General features: G+C 64.9%; 7 protein-coding genes. 4 read left to right on the top strand and 3 right to left on the bottom strand.

Translation table 11 applies throughout. From position 1 onward, the window contains the following. Positions 1-98: 98 nt before the first annotated feature. From AC1D34_RS32635 to rpsU, 3 genes are all read right to left on the bottom strand, one after another. Positions 99-1,214, bottom strand: coding sequence for a TRAP transporter substrate-binding protein (locus AC1D34_RS32635; RefSeq protein WP_441492180.1), 1,116 nt, complete (start codon positions 1,212-1,214; stop codon positions 99-101). Between the two features lie 477 nt (positions 1,215-1,691). Then, positions 1,692-2,069, bottom strand: a complete 378-nt coding sequence (locus tag AC1D34_RS32630; protein ID WP_441477526.1) for a DUF6481 family protein — start codon at positions 2,067-2,069, stop codon at positions 1,692-1,694. A gap of 83 nt (positions 2,070-2,152) precedes the next feature. Next, positions 2,153-2,416, bottom strand: a complete 264-nt coding sequence (gene rpsU / locus AC1D34_RS32625; RefSeq protein WP_069882405.1) for a 30S ribosomal protein S21 — start codon at positions 2,414-2,416, stop codon at positions 2,153-2,155. Between the two features lie 353 nt (positions 2,417-2,769). Between rpsU and proB the strand changes: the two genes are divergently transcribed. The 4 genes from proB (at position 2,770) to rsfS (ending at position 6,324) form a co-directional block, all read left to right on the top strand. Further along, positions 2,770-3,894, top strand: coding sequence for a glutamate 5-kinase (proB, locus tag AC1D34_RS32620; protein WP_476826471.1), 1,125 nt, complete (start codon positions 2,770-2,772; stop codon positions 3,892-3,894). Between the two features lie 100 nt (positions 3,895-3,994). Further along, positions 3,995-5,236, top strand: a complete 1,242-nt coding sequence (locus AC1D34_RS32615) for a glutamate-5-semialdehyde dehydrogenase (RefSeq protein ID WP_476826470.1) — start codon at positions 3,995-3,997, stop codon at positions 5,234-5,236. Next, positions 5,233-5,844 carry a nicotinate-nucleotide adenylyltransferase gene (locus AC1D34_RS32610; RefSeq protein ID WP_441492179.1) on the top strand — a complete coding sequence of 204 codons (612 nt, stop codon included), beginning with the start codon at positions 5,233-5,235 and terminating at the stop codon, positions 5,842-5,844. The genes AC1D34_RS32615 and AC1D34_RS32610 overlap by 4 nt, the downstream gene beginning before the upstream one ends. 150 nt (positions 5,845-5,994) lie before the next feature. Further along, complete coding sequence (rsfS, locus tag AC1D34_RS32605; protein ID WP_441477524.1) at positions 5,995-6,324, top strand: ribosome silencing factor; 330 nt, start codon at positions 5,995-5,997, stop codon at positions 6,322-6,324. Positions 6,325-6,412: the final 88 nt, after the last annotated feature.

The following is a 6,412-nucleotide window of genomic DNA, read 5'->3' as shown; positions in this document are numbered from 1 at the left end:
ATGCCCATCAGGGTCTCCACGGCACGTTGCAGAGCTCGTCGGCGCAAACGCCCGCCAGGCCGGTTGCGGGTGGCGGGCGTCTGGATGCGGGCAGAGGCTCAGGCCTTGAAGAAGTGGGTGAAGGCCAGTTCGCGCGAAGGCGTGTTGACGCGTTCATAGGCGACGGTGCGCTTGACCCAGGCCTTCTGCGACTCGACCACCCTCTTGAAGAAGGCGTTTTCGGCAGAAAGCTTGTCGAGCACCTTGTCCCAGGCGACGAGCTGGGCCTTGAGGATCACCTCCGGGGTCGGGACGACGTTGACGCCCTTGGAGCGCAACATGTCGAGATCCTTGGAATAGCGGTCGAGCGCCTTCCAGATCATGTCGGAGGAGGCTGCTTCCGCCGCATATTTGATGATCGCCTTCTGCTCGGGGGCGAGCGCATCGAATTTCGTCTTGTTGAAGATGAGCTCGAAGCTCTCGGCTGCCTGATGGTAACTTTGCAGCATGTAGACCTTGGCGACGTCCTGGAAACCAAGGATCGAGTCGGAGGAAGGATTGTTGAACTCGGCGCCGTCGATGACGCCGCGTTCGAGCGCCGGCACGATCTCGCCACCGGCCAGAATCGTGACTGCGGCTCCCATCTCCTTCATCAAATCGGCCGCGAGGCCGACTGTGCGGTATTTCAGGCCCTTGAAGTCGTCGGGGGTCTTGAGCTCCTTCTTGAACCAGCCAAGCGGCTGGCAGGGCATCGGCCCGCTGAGGAAGCCTACGAGATTGAGCTTCAGGGTCTGGCCGACCAGCTCGTTATAGAGCTCATAGCCGCCGCCATGATTCATCCATCCCAGGAAGCTGGTTGCGTCCCAGCCGAGTGACGGAGGTGTGCCAAAGAGCGAGAAGGCTTTGTTCTTGCCGTACCAATAGGCGCAGACGCCATGCCCGCCATCGAGAATGCCGGCCGCGACCGCATCCTGCATCTGGAAGGCCGGGACGACTGCGCCCGCGGCGAGCACGTCCAGCTTCAGCCGGCCGCCGGACATGTCATTGACCCGCTTGGCGAAGTCGCCGGCGAATTCATGGAAGATGTCCTTGGTCGGCCAGGTGGACTGGAACTTCCACGTCACCGTTTGGGCGCGGCTGACCTGGGGCATGGCAATGGCGCCAGCGCCCGCAAGTGTTGCGACCTTGAGGAAGTTGCGACGATTCGAACGAGGTTTAGCGGTCTCCGTAGTCATGGATTCCCTCCCTGGGTGTGCCGCCATGTATCTGGCGTGTCGTTATTGCGGCCTGCTGGCCGCGATATCCCAGAGTTGCTGTATTCAGTTGCCGTGGCAAGCGATAGGCGTAATACTAAAGTCTTAGAAGTTCGAGCGTGATCGCCTCCGCGACTGCACAAGAACGGGAGAGGCTATGCCGCTTCAGAGGCAAGGGGGTGCCGTTGCGTTAGTGGAGCCTGATGTCAGGTCGACTGAGCAAGGCCGAAAATCGGCGATAAACGCCGGATTTCCGGAGTTTTCCTCCGTGGCGCAGGGCCAGGAAAGAGCCTGGGCGAAAGAGGGCGCTTGCGCCCTTGAGGCAAAGTGCAATTGCTCGTCGCTGCGAAGGAGGAGCATTGCGAAAACAGAAAGAATGAGGCGCGCGTTACACGCGGCTCATTCCCGTATCGTCGTCTTGGGATCGAGGTTTTTCGACCCCGGAAGGCGGAGCGTCGCTCAGCGGCGGCCTTTGCCGGCAGCGCGCATCTGCATGTACTGGACGGCCTCGAGCAGAACCTTGCGGGGGCGCTCGGCATCGCGCTTGGCCTGTTCGGCCTTGCGGGCGGCCTCACGCACCAGTTCGGCCTGACGCTCGGCTTCCTCCTGGGCGGCGCGTTCGATCGCCGCGAGGCGCTCGGCCTCGACGCGGGCGGCGGCCTTTTCGGCGTCGCGGACAGCGCGTGCATCGGCAATGGCCTGGCGCTCCGCGCGGCGCTGCTGCATGATCGGGTCATCGGCCTTCGGCCGTGCCTGGAAACGCTCTAGCAGCGCCTTCTTGGCATTGGCGGAGTTGGACTGACGATCAGTGAAGCTGCGGTCGTTCGGGTTCTTCAAGGTCTACCTTCTTGGGTTGAACGGGCTCTAACTCGCGAGCCCGCGGGGGCAATAATTCAGAACTGGCCGGATGTGTATTGTAATCAGCGCGCAGGCGCTGCGCCTGCGGCGCGGGTCGGCTTCGCCTTGGGCTTCGGCGCGGCGATGAGACCTTCGCGCTGAGCCTGCTTGCGAGCGGCCTTGCGGGCACGGCGAACGGCATCGGCCTTTTCGCGGGCGCGCTGCTCGGATGGCTTCTCATAAGCTGAGCGGCGCTTCATCTCACGAAAAACGCCTTCGCGCTGCAATTTCTTCTTAAGCACTCGCAGCGCCTGGTCGACGTTATTGTCGCGGACGAGAACCTGCATCCTGGTTTCCTTCATTCGAAATGCGAAAACATCGCGCTGAACCCGGGCCCGAGATCCAGCGAAATCTTCGCAGCGTCATGTTGAAGCGCACCAGAAGGCCGCGCGCCGGTTGTTCGATCTGAGCGGGGAAGGTCGTCGGCGGGCACATTGACATGCGCAGGACCGCGGCGTTCGGCCGAATATCGACGGCCGCCATATGGCCTCTCGAACAGTGAATGTCAATGCAATTGCCGGGGTTCAGGCATGCTTTTGCATGGGCATGCATAGCCGAACGGGCCGCGGTGCGCTTTACAAGTGTCGGGTTTTCGCCAACAGGCAATCCTCGCTTCCGTTACTCGATCCTGGTCTTCTCCGTGAACACGCCGTCGCTGAGTCAGTTCCGCCGCATCGTGGTCAAGGTCGGTTCGGCCCTGCTGGTCGACCGCGAGCGCGGCCGGCTGCGCCAGGCCTGGCTCGCCGCGCTCGCTGAGGATCTCGCCGAACTGCACTTGCGCGGCGCCGATGTGCTTGTCGTCTCGTCGGGGGCAATTGCGCTCGGCCGGACCGTGCTCAGACTTCCGAGCGGTCCGCTGCGACTGGAAGAAAGCCAGGCGGCTGCGGCCGTCGGGCAGATCGCGCTGGCGCGGACATGGTCCGAGGCGCTGGGACATCACGGGCTGACCGCCGGACAGATCCTGCTGACGCTGGCGGATACCGAAGAGCGCCGCCGCTATCTCAATGCGCGCGCCACGCTTGGCCGCCTGCTCGATCTGCGCGCGATTCCGGTGATCAACGAGAATGATACGGTCGCGACGACCGAAATCCGCTATGGCGACAATGACCGCCTCGCCGCGCGTGTTGCGACCATGGCGGGCGCCGACCTGCTGGTGCTGTTCTCCGATATCGATGGGCTCTACACGGCGCCGCCGGCGCGGGACYCGGCTGCGCGCCATATCCCGCTGGTCGAGCGGATCACGCCGGAGATCGAGGCCATGGCGGGCGGAGCAGCGTCCGAACTCTCTCGCGGCGGCATGCGCACCAAGATCGAGGCGGGCAAGATCGCGGCGGCGGGCGGCACTCATATGCTGATCGCCGATGGGCGGACGAAGAACCCGCTCAGTGCGATCGTTGCTGGCGGGCGCTGCACCTGGTTTCTTTCGGCTTCGACGCCTGCGACGGCGCGCAAGACCTGGATTGCTGGCTCGCTCGAGCCGCGCGGCACCCTGTATGTCGATGCAGGGGCCGCTCGTGCCTTGCGCGGTGGAGCGAGCCTGCTGCCTGTCGGCGTCAGCCGGATCGAGGGTGAATTCGCGCGTGGCGATGCCGTGCTCATCCGTGATCCGGATGGGCGGGTGCTCGGACGCGGGCTGGTGGCCTATGATGCGGGGGAGGCGGGGCTCGTGCTCGGCAAGGCCTCGCGCGATATCGAGGCGATCCTCGGCTATCCCGGGCGCGCCGAGATGATCCACCGTGACGACATGGCGCTCGGTGTCGGCTAAGGTCGCCGGGCTCAAGGAAACGGGTGAGTTGACGATGACTGGCGAAGGCGCGCTGCGCGTGGTTTCTGCAAGCGATGGCCAAGAGGATATCGGCACGGTCATGCATGGGCTCGGCCGGCAGGCCCGCGCTGCTGCGCGGCAGGTCGCGCTTGCGTCGGCTGAGCAGCGCAACGCGGCGCTGATGGCGATGGCCGAGGCCCTGCGCGAGCGTGCGCCGGCGATCCTCGCCGCCAATGCACGAGACCTCGAGGAGGCGCGCGGCGCCGGCCAGAACGCCGCCTTCATCGACCGTCTGATGCTGGACGAGGCCCGGTTGGCGGCGGTTGCCGAAGCGGTGGCGAGCATCGCCCCGTTGCCCGACCCCGTCGGTCGCGTGCTCGCCAAATGGACCCAGCCCAATGGCCTTGCCTTCGAGCGCGTGGCGACACCGCTTGGCGTGATCGCAGTGATCTTCGAAAGCCGCCCGAATGTCACCGCCGATGCCGGCGCGCTTTGCCTGAAGAGCGGCAATGCCGCGATCCTGCGCGCCGGCTCGGATAGTTTCCGCACCTCGACCGAGATTGCTGCAGCGCTCCGCCAGGGACTGGAAACTGCAGGGTTGCCGGGCGACGCGATCCAGCTGGTGCCGACACGTGACCGCGCAGCGGTCGGCGAGATTTTGGCGGGGCTCGGCGGTGCCGTCGATGTCGTCGTGCCGCGCGGCGGCAAGAGCCTGGTCGCCCGTGTCCAGAGCGATGCGCGTGTGCCGGTCTTCGCGCATCTCGACGGCAACTGTCATGTCTATATCCATGGAGCCGCCGATCTCGACATGGCCAAGGCGATCGTGCTGAACGCAAAGCTGCGCCGTACCGGCGTCTGCGGCGCGGCCGAGAGCCTACTGGTCGATGCCGCCTGTGCTGCAACCCATTTGCAGCCGCTCCTCAGGATGCTGGTCGAGGCCGGTTGCGCGGTTCGTGGCGATGTCGCCGCACAGGCAGCCAATCCGCAGGTGACGCCTGCAACCGAGGCGGACTGGGCAACCGAATATCTGGACCGGATCATTGCGGTGAAGGTGGTCGACGGGCTTGATGCGGCGATCGCGCATATCGAGCGCTACGGTTCGCACCATACAGATGCAATCGTGACCGCCGACGAGGCCGCGGCGCAGCGCTTCCTGGCCGAGGTCGATTCAGCCATCGTCGTCCATAATGCCTCGACCCAGTTTGCCGATGGCGGCGAGTTCGGCTTCGGCGCCGAGATCGGCATCGCGACAGGGCGCATGCATGCGCGCGGGCCGGTCGGTGTCGAGCAGCTCTGCTCCTTCAAATACCGGGTTCATGGCAGCGGTCAGATCCGGCCGTGAGGGCAGAGGATCTGCGCCTGCCGCCCCATGCGCCGGGCCTTCGGATCGGCTTGTTCGGCGGGAGCTTCAACCCGGCACATGACGGTCACCGCATGGCGAGCCTGACGGCGCTGCGTCGGCTGCAGCTCGACCGCGTCTGGTGGCTTGTCACCCCTGGCAATCCGCTCAAGGACAATGCGGCCTTGCCATCGCTCGGCGAACGCATTGCGACGGCGCAAGAGCTTGCCGATCACGCCCGCATCCATGTCACCGGGGTCGAGGCGAGCCTGCGCACCCGCTATACCGCCGATACCCTGCGCGCCCTCAAATTGCGCTGCCCTGGTGTCCGCTTCGTCTGGATCATGGGGTCCGACAATCTTGCGGGTTTCCACCGCTGGAACGAGTGGCGTGCCATTGCCCGGATGATGCCGATCGCCGTGATCGACCGCCCGGGATCGACGCATCGCGCGGTGGCTTCGCCGGCCGCCAACTGGCTGTCGCGCTGGCGGGTTTCCGAGAATGCGGCTGCCGCCCTGCCGCTGCTGGAGCCCCCCGCCTGGGTGTTCCTGCATGGCCGGCGCTCCGAGCTGTCCTCGACCTATTTGCGCCAGTTGGCTGGTCGCGATTGAATTTCGACCTCATATCGCTTAATTTAGGATCGTCGCGCTGAGAGCGCGTCGTCATGTGAGGATACGGAACTGAACCGTCAAACCCTTGGTGAAGCCGAGCCGAAGCCGCTTCCCCAGGCTGCTGTCCCCGGAAACCCGTCCGCCGACAGCGTGGCCCTCGCAATCCATGTTCTCGAAGATATGAAGGCCGAGGACATCACTGTCATCGACCTGGTTGGCAAGACTTCGCTGGCTGACGCGATGATCATCGCGTCAGGGCGCGTGAACCGCCATGTCGCCTCGATTGCCGACAGCCTCGTCGAGGCCTTCAAGAAGACGGGACTGCCGACGCCGAAGGTCGAGGGCATGCCTGCCTGCGACTGGGTGCTGATCGATACGGGCGATCTCATCGTCCATGTCTTCCGGCCGGAAGTGCGCCAGTTCTACAATCTGGAAAAGATGTGGGGCGCCGACCGCCCGAATGAGCGGCTCGTCGGCTGATCCTGATTTCCGGTGCGGCTCGCCATCATCACGGTCGGCCGGCTCAAGGACGGGCCGGAACGGGACCTCTGCGAGCGCTACCGCGAAC

Source organism: Allobosea sp. P1_A7 (genome assembly GCF_056406775.1).
Note: the sequence above shows the minus strand (reverse complement) of the source record. Positions and strands in the feature narration are given on the sequence as shown.

Bases quoted from the DNA above. Each gene is read 5' to 3' on its own strand.
- AC1D34_RS32635 (WP_441492180.1), bottom strand. From the start codon at position 1,214: ATGACTACGGAGACCGCTAAACCTCGTTCGAATCGTCGCAACTTCCTC.
- rpsU (WP_069882405.1), bottom strand. From the start codon at position 2,416: ATGCAGGTTCTCGTCCGCGACAATAACGTCGACCAGGCGCTGCGAGTG.
- AC1D34_RS32615 (WP_476826470.1), top strand. From the start codon at position 3,995: ATGCATGGGCTCGGCCGGCAGGCCCGCGCTGCTGCGCGGCAGGTCGCG.